Source organism: Pedococcus bigeumensis (genome assembly GCF_006438965.1).
GTDB lineage: Bacteria > Actinomycetota > Actinomycetes > Actinomycetales > Dermatophilaceae > Pedococcus > Pedococcus bigeumensis_A.
Genome location: NZ_RCZM01000006.1, coordinates 144,368 through 157,552 on the forward strand (window position 1 = coordinate 144,368; position 13,185 = coordinate 157,552).

11 protein-coding genes are annotated in these 13,185 nt (G+C 71.2%); 5 read left to right on the forward strand and 6 right to left on the reverse strand.

Features of this window, described 5'->3' with window-relative positions; all coding sequences use genetic code 11:
• Positions 1 to 36: 36 nt before the first annotated feature.
• Complete coding sequence (locus EAH86_RS17080; protein ID WP_140742976.1) at positions 37 to 3,486, reverse strand: GH36-type glycosyl hydrolase domain-containing protein; 3,450 nt, start codon at positions 3,484 to 3,486, stop codon at positions 37 to 39.
• 147 nt (positions 3,487 to 3,633) lie between these two features.
• Here EAH86_RS17080 and EAH86_RS17085 point away from each other — a divergent pair, with 147 nt between their 5' ends.
• The gene (locus EAH86_RS17085) at positions 3,634 to 4,275 is read left to right on the forward strand and encodes a malonic semialdehyde reductase (protein WP_140742978.1); all 642 of its coding nucleotides are present in this window, start codon (positions 3,634 to 3,636) and stop codon (positions 4,273 to 4,275) included.
• Positions 4,276 to 4,609: 334 nt separating this feature from the next.
• Here the strand turns inward: EAH86_RS17085 and eda are convergent, their stop codons facing one another.
• Positions 4,610 to 5,305, reverse strand: a complete 696-nt coding sequence (eda, locus tag EAH86_RS17090) for a bifunctional 4-hydroxy-2-oxoglutarate aldolase/2-dehydro-3-deoxy-phosphogluconate aldolase (protein WP_241668426.1) — start codon at positions 5,303 to 5,305, stop codon at positions 4,610 to 4,612.
• Entirely contained in the window at positions 5,302 to 7,257 is a 1,956-nt protein-coding gene (gene edd, locus EAH86_RS17095; protein ID WP_241668427.1) for a phosphogluconate dehydratase, read from the reverse strand. Before edd ends, eda begins: the two co-directional genes overlap by 4 nt.
• Before the next feature lie 179 nt (positions 7,258 to 7,436).
• Between edd and EAH86_RS17100 the strand changes: the two genes are divergently transcribed.
• Positions 7,437 to 7,961 carry a phosphate-starvation-inducible PsiE family protein gene (locus EAH86_RS17100; protein ID WP_140742980.1) on the forward strand — a complete coding sequence of 175 codons (525 nt, stop codon included), beginning with the start codon at positions 7,437 to 7,439 and terminating at the stop codon, positions 7,959 to 7,961.
• A 58-nt stretch (positions 7,962 to 8,019) separates the two neighbouring features.
• Here the strand turns inward: EAH86_RS17100 and pdxH are convergent, their stop codons facing one another.
• The gene (pdxH, locus tag EAH86_RS17105) at positions 8,020 to 8,715 is read right to left on the reverse strand and encodes a pyridoxamine 5'-phosphate oxidase (protein WP_140742982.1); all 696 of its coding nucleotides are present in this window, start codon (positions 8,713 to 8,715) and stop codon (positions 8,020 to 8,022) included.
• Positions 8,716 to 8,762: 47 nt separating this feature from the next.
• Between pdxH and EAH86_RS17110 the strand changes: the two genes are divergently transcribed.
• Entirely contained in the window at positions 8,763 to 9,173 is a 411-nt protein-coding gene (locus tag EAH86_RS17110; protein WP_140742984.1) for a hypothetical protein, read from the forward strand.
• Positions 9,170 to 10,081: an oxygenase MpaB family protein gene (locus tag EAH86_RS17115; protein ID WP_140742986.1), complete on the forward strand. Its 912-nt coding sequence runs from the start codon at positions 9,170 to 9,172 to the stop codon at positions 10,079 to 10,081. Before EAH86_RS17110 ends, EAH86_RS17115 begins: the two co-directional genes overlap by 4 nt.
• A 148-nt stretch (positions 10,082 to 10,229) precedes the next feature.
• Here EAH86_RS17115 and EAH86_RS17120 read toward each other — a convergent pair whose 3' ends face one another.
• The gene (locus tag EAH86_RS17120) at positions 10,230 to 11,504 is read right to left on the reverse strand and encodes an MFS transporter (RefSeq protein ID WP_140742988.1); all 1,275 of its coding nucleotides are present in this window, start codon (positions 11,502 to 11,504) and stop codon (positions 10,230 to 10,232) included.
• Positions 11,505 to 11,633: 129 nt separating this feature from the next.
• Between EAH86_RS17120 and EAH86_RS20855 the strand changes: the two genes are divergently transcribed.
• A complete protein-coding gene (locus EAH86_RS20855) occupies positions 11,634 to 12,542 on the forward strand; it encodes an NYN domain-containing protein (RefSeq protein WP_140742990.1) in 909 nt (302 codons plus the stop codon).
• Between the two features lie 34 nt (positions 12,543 to 12,576).
• On the opposite strand, the gene EAH86_RS17130 is transcribed toward EAH86_RS20855, so the two are convergent.
• On the reverse strand, positions 12,577 to 13,158 hold the full coding sequence (locus EAH86_RS17130; RefSeq protein ID WP_140742992.1) for a pentapeptide repeat-containing protein: 582 nt from the start codon (positions 13,156 to 13,158) through the stop codon (positions 12,577 to 12,579).
• Positions 13,159 to 13,185 lie beyond the last annotated feature (27 nt).

Consider the following 13,185-nt stretch of genomic DNA (forward strand, 5'->3'; position numbering starts at 1 on the left):
TTTCCGTTGGGGGACAGCGGTCTTCGGGAACGCGGGTCAGGACGTCTCGACGGTGAGCTCGATCTCGTCACCGTGCGCGCGGGTCAGCAGGTCGGCGCGGGCCACGCTGACGCCGGCGCCACGGTAGGGGTTGTCCAGCGACGTGGTCGGCAGCTCGTGACCGCCTGCGGTGACCCTGACGACTCCGGACCCCACTGCCCCCACCCGGTAGGTGACCAGGAGTCGCTTGTCCCCCAAGGGAATTCGCGCCGTGAGACCGTCGAGCCCGGGTGCGAGCACCGGGTCGAGCTCGACCCGTTCGCCCCGGGAGCGAACTCCGAGCAGGGTCTCGGCGAGCAGCCGGAGGTACAGGCCCGGGCCGGACGAGTAGACCCGCCACCCGCCCTCGAGGTCCACGTCGCCGGCCAGCAACGCGGCATACCGCGCGCTCGCGGCGAGACGGTCGTCGAAGGCGCCGTCCGAGGACGAGTAGTAGGTGGTGCTCTGCCGCGGCCGGGCGCGCGGAACTCGCTCGGTGACGCCGACCGGGTTGGCCTGGCACAGCGCTGCGAAGAGGCGGTCGGCCGCGCCGACCCGGGCGAGCGCCTCGGCGTAGCGAAGGTGGGCGTGCATGTACATGAGGCCGATCTCGCGACCCCAGAACGTACTCGCCTCGGCACGCTGGAAGACGCTCATCGGGCCACCGCGGTAGGCGACCGGGCGGTCGAACAGCCGCGCACCGTCGGGGCCGAGCAGGTGCTCGTCGATGAGGTCGAGGTGGTGCTGCGCCTGCTCAGGCGTGAGCAGGTCCGCGGAGATCGCGTGGATCCACGGCAGCACGCCGTAGGTCAGGCCGGTCCGGGTGTCACGTGGGTGCACGAGCGGCTCGGACGTCCCGTCGTCGTTCAGCAGCACGTACCCGGGCAGCACCCCGTACAGCAGGAGGTCGTCCTGGATCGCGGTGTGTGCGGCATCGGCCGCCTCGCGGGCCCTGATGACCAGTGCCGCACCGGCACCGCACGACTCCAGGCCGTCGGCCAGCGACCGCAGCGCGGTCACCATCAGCACCGTCGTCCAGGTCGAGACCAGGCGGGCCGCCAGGTGCGGGTCCGCCGGCTGCAACGAGTCGTTCCAGTCTCCGTGTCCGTATGCCGGCAGAGCCGTGCCGGGGACGCGCACCTCGGCGATGCGATCCAGCACCCGCCGCAGGTGGTCCTCCACCGACGCCGGCGACGTCACGCCCTCGTCGCCCACGAAGGGCACACCCTCGCTGAGCAGGGAGGCGTCCCCGGTGGCCTGCAGGTAGTCGCCGACCGCGAGGACCGGCCAGTAGAGGACGTCGCCGTGGGCATCCTGCTGACCGCTCTCGGCGAGCGGGGGGAGGAAGTCGAAGGCCTGCGGCCAGTCACCGCGGGCGTTCTGGTGGCGCAGAACCGACAGCAGCACGTCGCGCTGCTCCGCATCGCGCCCGAGCGCGATCAGGAGGCCGACGGGTCCCTGGCAGACATCGCGCGTTCCCCAGGCGCCGCCGGAGAACTGCTCCAGGCCGCGGGGCGAGAGGTAGTGCACGAGGGCGTTCTGGGTGAACCACGGGAGCACCGTGTCGATCCGGTCGACCTCGCCTGCCAGCCCCGCGCGGGACACGCCGGACGGGTTGGACCCGTCGGGTCCGTCGGGCGCGTGCGCTGCGTCGGGTGCGTCGAGATGGAGGCGCAGGGCGCCCTCCACGTTCGCCGACCAGCCGTCACCGAGGTGCTGCCCGGCCTTGGGCCGGACTTCGAGGTCCTTGGCGCCTTCCGTGACAGCCAGACTGAGCGTGACGTGGCGGCGGGCAGCCACGTCGAGCGTCAGCCACGGCGTCCCCCGCCCCTGACCGTCCGCGAAGAGCGGCCCGTCGGCGTCCACTGCGACCGAGCCGGCCTGCCACCCGAGCCGGAGCCCGGCGGCAGCGGTGCTCACGTCCACGCCGTCCTCCCGCTCGGTCACGGCGTAGTCGGCGGGGTCCAGGCCGTCGTCGCCGGACAGGGCGATGTTGAGGGCGACGAGCAGCCTGCGCGGGGTGCCGGACAGCCACCGCACGGAGAGTCCGAGCTCCTGCGCGGCCGCCGGGGCGGACGACGTCACCTCGAGCGTGAGGTCGCCCGAGGCGTACCACCAGGTGGCTCCGTCAGTGCGCAGCGCCCAGGCGCTCGGGGTCTCGAGCAGCACCCAGCCAGCGGCCGATGTCGCGTCCTCGACGAAGATCCGCAGCCCGTGGGCGCGCTGCACCCCGAGGTAGCCACGTCGGGTCGACAGCAGCCGGTCCCGGCCGACATGGCCACGGGTCAGCTGGGAGTGGAAGGTGCCCGCCATCCAGATGGTCGACGTCAGGCCCGATGTGTCGGGGACGAGTGCATCGCCGGTGCGGAGCACATGGCCGTGCGGACGCAGCACGGCTCGCTCCTTGGCGGCCGTGACGACATGGGAGCCGTCGCTGCCGAACCACGACAGCAGCGCACCGTCGGGACCGGTTTCGACGTGGCGCCGGTCGGAGTGGCCGGTGAGCTCCGCCAGGGTGTCGGCGTCGAGGTCGTCGGTGTCGAACGGCAGCGCGGTGCTGAACAGCGCCTCGGAGCCGATCTGGCCAGACCCACCGCGAGGGGCGTCCAGTGCCGCGTCGGCCCACCGGCCCGGATCGGCCTCGGGCTGGGCGAGAGCGCCTGCAGCCCAGGAAGCATCCGCGTCCGTGGTCGCGTCCGGATGGTCGGGGCTGAAGACTCCGTAGAAGCCTGTGTGGTGGCGCTCGCCGGCAGTGATCGTCACCGGTGCGTCCTGCAGGACCACGAGGGCGTGCTCGTGCTGGAGGCGGTCCGACGGGAGCTCTGCGGAGGACAAGGCCGCTGGTACACCGGGGCGCCGAGCGCCACGGACCAGCTGGAGGGTGTCGGTGGCCCAGCCGCGTCCCTGCGTCAGCGAGCCCAGCAGCAGCCACGGGGCCGTGGCGCCGGGCATGTTCTGACGGACCGCGACGGCGGTGCCGCGCGCAGTCGTCACGGGCGTGAGGTCGAGGTACTGGCTCACGTAGAACTCGTTGTTGCGGACCGCGGCGTACGGCGCGAGGCCGGGGTCGTGTGCGAGGACGACATCGACAACGGCCTCGCGCTGGCCGCTGTTCTCCACGGCCAGGTGCCAGAACCACGCGGGCGAGCCTGCGGCGAGCCGGAACGACACGGCATACCGGAGCCCCTCCCACTCCCCTGTCGCGGTGGGGCCCGTGTCCGACCACCCGACGGCACTCGGGCTGGCCGGTCCGAGCAGGGGAACCCAGGTCGCACCTGCCCCGTCGATCCGGCGCAGGTAGAGGTTGGCAGGGCCCGCCTCGTGGGCACTCGCGGGATACATCAGCAGGGAGGTGTCCCCGGCGTCGAGGCGGGTCAGACAGGCCTCGTCGGTGAACGCCGCCCGGAGGCCGGCATCGCTCGAGAGGTCGTGGTGGCCACGTTTCACTGCGTTCGTCCGGAATGACACCCCTTGTGTATAGCCCACCCGGGCTGGGCCGGTTCGTGGTGTATCACCTCGTCCGCCTGAGCCCGGCGTGCACCGCGGCTGACCTGCGGCTGACCTGCAGCATCATGGTTGGGGAATGCAACCAAGAAGTTGAGTGTTCAACCATCCATGACCCAGACCCATGACTCCCTGACCGAGCTCGAGGCCCAGTTCGCCGACCACCTCGAGCTTTCCCCCGAGGCTCAGGACCTGCTGTTCCGCGACGCCCGCACGGCCAACACCTTCACCGACGAGCCGGTGACCGAGGAGCAGGTGCGCGCCATCTACGACCTCGTGAAGTGGGCGCCGACGTCGATGAACAACCAGCCCCTGCGGATCCTCCTCGTGCGCACCCCGGACGCTCGCGGCCGGCTCGTCGAGCTGATGGGTGGCAACAACAAGGCCAAGACGTCGACCGCTCCCCTGGTCGCAGTGCTGGCGGCCGACACCGACTTCCACGACGAGCTCGGCAAGGTTTTCCCCCACTTCGAGGGGGCCCGCGACCTCTTCGCCGGCAACGACGAGATGCGCGAGGGGTCGGCCACGCTCAACGCCACCCTGCAGGTCGCCTACTTCATCCTCGGCGTCCGCGCGGCCGGTCTGGCTGCCGGCCCGATGACCGGCTTCGACGCCGATGGCGTGGACCGCGAGTTCTTCCCTGACGGTGCACACCGCACCATCGCGGTCGTCAACATCGGCCGCCCCGCCGAGGGCGCCTGGATGGACCGCCTGCCCCGCCTCGACTACGACGAGGTCGTCACCTCCGTCTGACTCGAGGTCGACCGCCGATCCCCCTCGGGCAACTCGAGAAAGAAAACCGTTGCACAAGGAGACCTTCCCGAATTAGCGTCGAGCTACACGGAAGGGAGGTGGTCCAGGAAGTGATTTCTATTTGGACGCGTGAGGTGACTGCGCGCTAGCGCACCTCGACTGCTCGAGGTCCGCCATCCGGCGCAATCCCAAGCAGTTCACCGCAGCCCGTGGGCCGTGCAGGTCGTCCCCTGCGCACGCCGAGCCGCACTTGTCGGCACGGCGAAGCCCACGGGCTGTCCAATGCCCGGACAGCACCGAGTCGCCCCTCACGGGACTCGGTGCCGTCCGTCCTTCAGGGGCGGCGCAGGGCGGCGGCCTCGGCGGCGAGGGCCTCGATGCAGTCCCAGTCCCCTTGCGCCACAGCATCTTTCGGGGTCAGCCACGATCCACCGACGCAGCCGACGTTGGGCAGCGCGAGCCAAGCTGCGGCTGTCTCCGGCGTGATGCCGCCAGTCGGGCAGAACCGCAGGTGCGGGCACGGCCCACTCACCGCCGACAGGTAGGGCCGGCCACCGCTCGCCTCGGCCGGGAAGAACTTCATCGCCTCGAGCCCGGCTTCGGCCAGGGTCAGCATCTCGGTCAGCGTGCCGGCCCCCGCCAGCAGCGGCAGACCGCTTGCGAGCGCCGCGTCGAGCAGCCGCGGCGGCGAGCCCGGGGTGACGATGAACTGGGCGCCCGCGTCCTTGACCTGCTGCACCTGCTCCGGTGTCACCACGGTGCCCGCGCCGACGACCATGCCCTCGACCTCGGAGGCCACCGCCTCGATGGCGCCGAGCCCGGCTGCGCTGCGCAGCGTGATCTCGATGACGGGTATGCCGCCGCGCACCAGCGCCCGCGCCAGCGGCACGGCCTGCTCCACCGAGTCCACGACGACGACCGGGATGACCGGCGCGAGGTCGAGGATGTCGGCCTCGCTCGAGATCACCGGCTTGGTGGCGCCGGGCGCGTGACTCGACCGGCCCTGCTCGGTGTTGGTGGCGGTGGTCATCGGGTCTCCTCGTGGCTGACGAACGGTGCGGAGTCGCTCTTGTCCCAGACGTGGCCGAGGCTGCCGAAGATGTGGGCACCCTCGTCCGCGCGGCCGACGGCAGCCCGCATCGGGGCGAACAGCTCACGCCCGGTGCCGACCCCTTCGGGGCTGACCCGTGGTGACGGGACCCGGGAGGCGAACTCGTCCTCGTCGACCAGCACGTCCAGCCGCCCGGTGAGCGAGTCGACCCGGATGACGTCACCGTCGTGGACCTTCGAGATCGGCCCGGCGTGCACCGACTCGGGAGTCACGTGGATCGCCGCGGGAATCGCGCCCGACGCCCCGCTCATCCGGCCGTCGGTGACCAGCGCCACGGCATACCCGCGCTTCTGGAGCACCCCGAGCGAAGGCGTGAGGGCGTGCAGCTCGGGCATCCCGTTGGCCGAGGGGCCCTGCTCGCGGATGACGACGATGACGTCGCGGTCGAGCTCGCGCCGCGAGAACGCCTGGAGGAAGCCGACCTGGTCGGTGAAGACGCGGGCCGGCGCCTCGATGACCCGGTGCTCGTCCTTGACCGCGGACACCTTGATGACCGCGTGGCCGAGGGTGCCACCGAGCACGCGGAGGCCGCCGTCGACCGTGAACGGGTTGTCGGCCGCGCGCAGGACGGCAGCGTCGCCGGATGCTGTTGCGATGTCGACGAACTCGAGCCGCCCGTCCACGACCTCAGGACGCTGGGTGTAGCGACGCAGGCCCGGGCCGGCCACCGTCAGCACGTCCTCGTGCAGCAGGCCGTGGTCGAGCAGGGTGCGGATCAGGAACGGCGTGCCACCCGCTGCGTGGAAGTGGTTCACGTCGGCGGGACCGTTGGGGTAGATCCGGGCGATCGACGGGACGGCCGTCGACAGGTCGTCGAAGTCCTCCCACGTCAGGTCGATCCCGGCGGCCGCGGCCATCGAGATGAGGTGCATCGTGTGGTTGGTCGAGCCGCCGGTCGCGAGCAGTGCGACGACGCCGTTGACGACGGTCTTCTCCGAGACGACCTGGCCGATGCCGTAGGGCGAGTCCGATGCGGCGATCTCCGCGACCCGCGACGTGGTCGCCGCGGTCAGCGCGTCCCGCAACGGGTCGTCCGGGTGGACGAACGCCGCCCCGGGCAGGTGCAGCCCCATGACGTCCATCAGCATCTGGTTGGAGTTGGCGGTGCCGTAGAAGGTGCAGGTTCCCGGTGAGTGGTAGGACGCGACCTCGCTCTCGAGCAGCTCCTCGCGACCGACCTCGCCCGCGGCATACGCCTTGCGCGTCTCGGCCTTGTCGGCGTTGGAGCGCCCGGACGCCATCGGCCCGGCCGGCACCAACGCGGTCGGCAGGTGACCGAACGACAGGGCGCCGGCCACGAGCCCGGGCACGATCTTGTCGCAGACACCGAGCATGAGAACCCCGTCGAACACGTCGTGGCTGAGCGCGATGGCGGCCGACATCGCGATGACGTCACGGCTGAACAGGCTGAGCTCCATGCCCGCTCGTCCCTGGGTGATGCCGTCGCACATGGCGGGCACGCCGCCGGCCACGCGGGCGACCGCGCCGACCTCGCGAGCGGTCTGCTTCATCGCCGCCGGGTAGTGCTCGAACGGCGCGTGCGCCGACAGCATGTCGTTGTAGGACGTGATGATCCCGAGGCTCACGCCGGTGTCGGCAGCCATCGTGGTGCGGTCGCTGCCGCCGCACGAGGCGACCGCGTGGGCGAGGTTGGAGCAGCCGAGGTCGGTGCGCGCGGGACGCAGGCTCAGCTCCGAGGCGGCCCGCGAGAGGCGTTGCAGGTATGCCGTGCGGCTGGCCCTGCTGCGGTCGGTCACCCGGGCGGTGACGTCGGCGACGACGGGGTGGATGGCCGGCGTGGCCGGTCTGGCGGCTGGGTCGTTGGCAGGTTGAACGGCAGAGTGGTCGGCAGGCTGGACGTCGGGCGCCATGAGGCTCCTCGGGGATTCGGCGGTCAGGGTATGGACCGCGCGAACGGCGTCGTTGGCGCGCGCGTGTGATTCAGTTCACAAGTGTGACGGCGGCCCGGATTCGGGCAATGGCCATCCCGGCATACGGACCAGTAGCCACGCGCGTGACCGATCACCGCAGGTCAGACAGGATGTCCGGCATGACGGACTGGATCGAAGACAGCATCGAGCGCGTCGAGAACGTCGTCTACCTCGCCGTGGCGGTGATCCTGTTCGCCGTCGCCGCGGTGGTGATCGGCAAGACCGTCCTGACCTTCGGCGACCTCGGCAGCGGCAGCGTCGTGGACGTGGCCGCCGACATCCTCGACCTGCTGCTGCTCGTCTTCATCGTCGTCGAGCTGCTCTTCGCGGTGCGGACGACGCTGTCGCGGCGCGAGCTCGTGGCCGAGCCGTTCCTCCTGGTCGGGATCATCGCCTCGATCAAGGAGATCGTGGTGCTGTCCGTCAAGGCGCCCGACCTGCTGGGCAAGCCCGAGTTCGCCGACACGCTGCGCCTGATGGGGCTGCTCACCGGCACGATCATCCTGCTGGCGCTGGCGTCGTTCCTGTTGCGGCGCAAGGAGCGTGAGCCCAGCGAGGGCGCCAACTCCGGACACGGCGCCGACGAGGTCGAGAAGCACACCAACGGCACCGACGAACGTGCAGCGGCAACCCCCGTCCCCTGAATCGGGGACGACCACGGCTGACTCAGGGCTGACTCAGGGCTGGCTCGTGGCTTGCCGGCTAGGGCTGGCGGCGGGACAGCGACCAGGCGGCCGCGTCGTCGAGCGAACCCGGCGCCACCCGGCTGAAGACGAGTCGGTCGTGCAGCCGGTTGCGCCGACCACCCCAGAACTCGACCTCGTCGCAGACCACCCGGTAGCCGCCCCAGAAGTCGGGGACGGGCACGTCGTCCGCGTTCCCGCGGTCGGGGAACTGCGCGGCATACCTCGCGTAGGCCTCCTCGAGGCCGGCGCGGCCCTCGATCGGCTGGGACTGTCGCGAGGCCCAGGCCGAGATGCGCGACGCCCACGGTCGTGACCCGAAGTAGCCCGCCACCTCCTCGCGGGACAGCTCCTCCGCTGTTCCCCGGAAGCGGATCGCGCGGAACATCGCCGGCCAGGTCAGCGCGGCCGCGATCCCACCCGTCGCAGCGATCTCGATCCCCTTGGTCGACTCGGTGCCGGTGACGAAGCCGGGCCCCCGCTCGTCGAAGAACCGCATCAGCACGGTGCGCACGTTCGGCCGGCCCGCCGCGTCGACCGTGGCGACCGAGAGGGCGAACGGCTCGGGGACGTCGGCCTGCGCCTGCGAGCGCTCGACGGCCTCGTCGACCCAGCGCCTGGCCTGCTGCCAGGGGGTGGCGGCGACCTCGGCCTCCGAGATCCCCTCGCCGGTGTAGTCAAGGTGCAAAGTGTCACTGCGCTGCATGTCGCTCATGGAGTCGAGATTAGGGTGAAGGCCGGACCAGTCGTCAGGGAGGCAGCATGCCCAGCAAAGGCAAGGCCGTCGGCAGCCTCGTGAAGTGGGGCGTGAAGTACGGGGTGAAGTACGGCCCCCACGTGGTCGTGCTGGCCCAGCAGGCCAAGGAACCGGCGATGAAGGCGGCCCAGACGGCGCTGGACCGGCAGAAGGCGCGGCGCCGTGCCATCGAGCACGCAGCGACGGTGCGCGAGGGCACCGTGCTGAAGACCTTCGACCCGCGCGCCGACCACAGCGAACCGGTCTGGGTGGTCTTCTCCGCCGACGACCCCATCGCCGCACACCCCACGTCGACCACTCCCCTGGCCGAGCTGATCGCCAACAGCGACCTCGCCACCCGGGTCCGCCCGGCCGACCTCCCGACCCCCGCGGACCGGATCAAGCAGCTGCCCCGCAAGGCAAGGCGCGCGCGATGACCCTCCTGGCGCCGGTCACCGACGGGGCCCGGCGCCAGCTTGCCCACGCCCTGCGCTCACGGGTCGCCGGCAGCGACGCCCGGGTCAAGGCGGAACGCATCTGGGGCGCCGAGGGTCCGCGCTGGTTCACCCCGGAGGACCCGATCTGGCGGGTGCATGCCGACGCGGCGATGTTCCCGGGCGGCATCCGTGCGCTCCTGCTCCAGTCGTTGCACCCGCTTGCGATGGCCGGGGTTGCGGGGCACTCGGGCTACAAAGGCGACCCGTGGGGTCGGCTGCAGAGGACCAGCGAGTTCCTCGCCACGACGACGTTCGGCACCATCGACCACGCTCAGGAGCAGATCGCGCGAGTGCGCTCGATCCACGACCGGGTGCGCGGCAAGGCCGCCGACGGTCGGCCCTACTCCGCCGGCGACCCGCACCTGCTGAAGTGGGTGCACGTCACCGAGGCGGACAGCTTCCTGACCGCCTTCCAGCGCTATGCCGTCCAGCCGCTCACTGCCGACGAGGCGGACCGCTACGTCGAACAGGGTGGCATCGTCGCGAGCGCGCTCGGCGTGGTCGACCCGCCGACCACAGTCACCGGGCTGCGCGAGTGCATCGGCAGCTACCGGCCCGAGCTCGAGTCCACCGCCGCGGCCCGCGAGGCCGCACGGTTCCTGCTCGTCCACCCGCCGCTGCCGCTGGCCGCCCGACCCGGGTATGCCGCGTTGGCAGCAGGCGCCGTCTCGATGCTCCCGCGGTGGGCCAGGATGCCGTTGCGGCTGCCGTGGCTGCCGGTCACCGAACGGTTCGTCGGGGGTCCGATCGGCGGGATCGCCACCGGGGCGGTCCGGTGGGCGATGTCCGACGCGACCGACGAACGCCGCCGGGCAGCGCTGCAGCGGGGGGACTCCAGCGGCGTCTGACGTCGCCGCGGAGGACCGACGTGCAGTAGTGCCCCGCGAGCCGGGTGTGCGTGCTGACCGCCCCCGTGATCGGCCTGCACTGCACGTCGCAGCGCCGTCCCTCTGCCCTCGCGTCGACGGCCGCGCGCGTGAGTGACGGGGGCAGGCGCTAGGGCACCGGATGCCGGGCGTCGTAGCGCACGAACCCTGGCTGCAACCGACCGAGAACGACGATCGCGACGACGCAGGCGAAACCACCCACGACCGCGGTGAGGGCCTCGCCGATCCCGCTCGCGAGGAAGCCGCCCGCCATCTCGCCCAGCCTCGGTCCACCCGCCACGACGACGATGAAGACCCCCTGCAACCGGCCGCGCAGGTGGTCCGGTGTCGCCGCCTGCAGGATCGTCGTGCGGAACACCGCGCTCACCGAGTCCGAGGCCCCGGCGACCGCCATCGCGACCAGGCCGAGCCAGAGCGCCGCGCCCTTCGACAGCACCCCACCGGCCGCCAGCATCGCCGCACCGAATCCTGCGATCGCGAAGCCCCAGCCCACGATGGACACGAGGATCGCCAGGCCCTGACGGCGCACCTGCCCGAGCCGCCCGGAGAAGAACATCGCCAGGATCCCGCCGGTCGCCGCAGCCGCTGACAGCGCACCGACGGTCTTCGCGCCGCCGCCGAAGATGACGGCGCCGGCGGCGGGGAAGAGCACCCTCGGCTGGGCCAGCAGCATCGCGCAGATGTCGGCGACAAAGGTCATCCGCACGTTGGGTCGCGTTGCCAGGAAAGCGAATCCGTCGAGCACCGACCGAAGCCCCGGCCGGGTCGGGGCGGCACCCTCCTCGGGCTCGGGCGGGAGCGGCTGCAGCCTCGCCAGTCCCCAGAGGGCAGCCGTGGTGATGACCGCATCGGTCGTGTAGGCCGCCTTGAAGCCGCCCCAGTCGACGAGGAAGCCGGCCATCAGCGGCCCGACGGTCATCGACGCGTTCATCGCGAAGACCGACAGCGCGTTCGCCGCCGGCAGCAGGTCGCGCGGCAGGATCCGCGGGTAGATCGACGTGCGGGCGGGGGACGACACGGCAAAGGCGCCGTTCCACAACGCCACCAACGCAAAGAGCACCCACACGTGCGTGTTGCCCAGCCAGGCCTGCAGGGCGCACAGGATGCTCGACACGAACGCGACCGACTGGGCAATGAGGCCGACCTTGCGCCGGTCGAAGTGGTCGACGAGCGTGCCTCCGTAGAGCCCCATGACCACCAGCGGCACCAGCGCACAGAAGCCGACGATCCCCACGGCCGCAGTCGACCTGGTGATCTCGTAGACCTGCAGACCGATCGCGACGACGGCCAGCTGCGAGCCGACGTTGGAGAGGGTGAACCCGACATAGAGCCGCCGGTACGGCGCGTTGTCCCGCAACGGGGTCAGGTCGAGGAGCACCGGCACGAAGCGACTGTATGCCGCGTGCACCGTGAGTCTTTGAAGGATCCGCCACGTGGGAGGGTGGCGGATCCTTCAAAGACTCGGCGCGCAGGGGGCCGGGTCGCGGGGGCGAGGTGCCGTAGCGTCGCGTGCATGGACCCCCGCGCCCGGATCGCCTTGCTCATCGACGCCGACAACTCCTCGGCGAAGAAGATCGACCTGATCCTCAACGAGCTCAGCGCCTACGGCGAGACCAGCATCCGTCGCGCCTACGGCAACTGGACCAAGGCGGGACTCAAGCCCTGGGCCGACGTGCTGCATGCGCGAGCCATCCGGCCCGTCCAGCAGTTCGACTACAGCCGTGGCAAGAACGCCAGCGACATGGCGATGGTGGTCGACGCGATGGCACTGCTCTACAACGACGACCCGGACGCGTTCGGGATCGTCTCCTCCGACGCGGACTTCACCCCGCTCGTGATGCACCTCCGGGAGAAGGGCGCGGCGGTGTACGGCTTCGGCGAGCGCAAGACCCCCGAGCCGTTCCGATCGGCCTGTACCCGCTTCCTGTTCCTCGACCATCTGGCCGAGCCCGATGAGGTCAGGCTCGACGACACGATGGCACCAGCGGCCGCATCGTCCGGAGCCCAGACGACAGACCTCCAGGCTGGAGAGGCCCCGGCTGCCGAGTCCGGCAGCAACGCGTCGAGGCAGGCCGGGACGAAAAAGACCGCGGCGAAGAAGGCCGCCGGTGCGGCGAAGAAGTCAGAGGCGGCGGCGCCCAAGACAGACGGGCCGCCAGCGCGCAAGACCACGACCGAGCTCCGCCAGGACGGGGGCCTGGTGCGGCTGCTGCGCAACGCCGTCTCCCGGGCCGCTGACGACGACGGCTGGGCCAGCGTGGGAGCGGTCGGCAACAGCATCTCGAACCAGTCGTCCTTCGACTCGCGCAACCACGGGTACGCCTCCCTGAGCAAGCTGCTCAAGGCCACCGAGCTGTTCGAGGTCCGCACCATCGGCAATGCCATGTCCGTGCGCGACAAGCGCCAGGACCGCAAGGCGTAGCCCGCCGAGCTAGCCCGACGAGCTAGTCCGCGAGCTAGTCGGCGAGCTTGATGCCCAGCTCGGCGGCCAGGGCCGGCCCGAGGTCGATCAGCTGCAGCGCGGAGATGGTCGCCCCGCGCAGGCCCGCGACCCCTCGCGGTCCGGCCACGTCGGCGCCGGTCAGGTCGACGTCCTTGAAGCTTCCCTTGGTGAAGTCCGGCGACACCAGCCGGCTGCCCTCGAACGAGACCCGCGTCAGCTTGGCCTCGGCGAAGTCGATCTCCACGAGCTGGCAGTCGATGAACTCGACATCGAGCAGGGTGGCCCCGCGCAGGTTGAGGAACTCGATCTTGCAGCCCTCGAAGCGCACCCGCGACAGCTCCGACCCGTACATCGCCACGGCCCCGAGCCGCGCCCCCTGGACCAGGCAGTCGCTCCACGACGACTCGGCGAGGTCGAGGCCTGCTCCGTGCACGGCATACAGGCTGGTCTCGGAGAACCGCGTCCGCGGGGCGCGCAGCTCGCTGAGGTCGCACCGCTGGAAGGTGCACTCGAGGAACCGTGAGCCGCCGGCGGAGGACCCGCTGAGGTCGTCGCTGAAGGCCTCGCCGTCGTAGTCCGTCTCAGGTTTGAGCATCGGCCAATAGTGGCCCATCCCCCCGAC

Bases quoted from the DNA above. Each gene is read 5' to 3' on its own strand.
- EAH86_RS17130 (WP_140742992.1), bottom strand. From the start codon at position 13,158: ATGCTCAAACCTGAGACGGACTACGACGGCGAGGCCTTCAGCGACGAC.
- EAH86_RS20855 (WP_140742990.1), top strand. From the start codon at position 11,634: ATGGACCCCCGCGCCCGGATCGCCTTGCTCATCGACGCCGACAACTCC.
- edd (WP_241668427.1), bottom strand. From the start codon at position 7,257: ATGGCGCCCGACGTCCAGCCTGCCGACCACTCTGCCGTTCAACCTGCC.
- EAH86_RS17110 (WP_140742984.1), top strand. From the start codon at position 8,763: ATGCCCAGCAAAGGCAAGGCCGTCGGCAGCCTCGTGAAGTGGGGCGTG.
- EAH86_RS17100 (WP_140742980.1), top strand. From the start codon at position 7,437: ATGACGGACTGGATCGAAGACAGCATCGAGCGCGTCGAGAACGTCGTC.
- EAH86_RS17115 (WP_140742986.1), top strand. From the start codon at position 9,170: ATGACCCTCCTGGCGCCGGTCACCGACGGGGCCCGGCGCCAGCTTGCC.
- pdxH (WP_140742982.1), bottom strand. From the start codon at position 8,715: ATGAGCGACATGCAGCGCAGTGACACTTTGCACCTTGACTACACCGGC.
- EAH86_RS17085 (WP_140742978.1), top strand. From the start codon at position 3,634: ATGACCCAGACCCATGACTCCCTGACCGAGCTCGAGGCCCAGTTCGCC.
- eda (WP_241668426.1), bottom strand. From the start codon at position 5,305: ATGACCACCGCCACCAACACCGAGCAGGGCCGGTCGAGTCACGCGCCC.